This is a genomic window from Nonomuraea sp. NPDC048916 (assembly GCF_040649575.1).
Classification (GTDB): Bacteria; Actinomycetota; Actinomycetes; order Streptosporangiales; family Streptosporangiaceae; genus Nonomuraea.
Window position 1 is genome coordinate 1 of sequence record NZ_JBEZFS010000268.1, and the last position, 402, is coordinate 402.

The 402-nt window shown below is 59.0% G+C and carries 1 protein-coding gene; it reads left to right on the forward strand.

The window, feature by feature from the left end:
* Positions 1-17: 17 nt before the first annotated feature.
* Positions 18-402: hypothetical protein (locus tag AB0C16_RS40795; protein WP_357691582.1), on the forward strand; the 385-nt coding region annotated here is incomplete at its 3' end.

Genomic DNA, 402 nt, shown 5'->3' on the forward strand with positions numbered 1-402 from the left:
TTTGTACAAAGGGGCGGGTGTGCCAGACGGACAACAAAGATGTCACCTACTACATGGACAGCAGCGGCGAGTTCAAGCTGGAAGCGGTGGACAAGTCGTATGACACTGCCATGCTCAAGGGCGAGTATTCTCCGACCGACCTGGTGATCAAGTACGATGCCACGCCGAAATTCTCGGGGTCGGCAGAAACGGATGTCGTCTGGCAGGAAGGGGCGAAGGGTCTGGACGACGATGCGGAGGGGATGGCATGGTGCGACGACCCCGTCTCCGTGTACAAGTGTGATCAGCAAGTGATCAGGATCCGGGGGAACGGAAATTACGACCCCAGCATCACCTGTCATGAGATGGGCCATGCAGTGGGCCTGCTGCATGGTGGGAGCGCGTATCCGGCGTTGCCCTCCG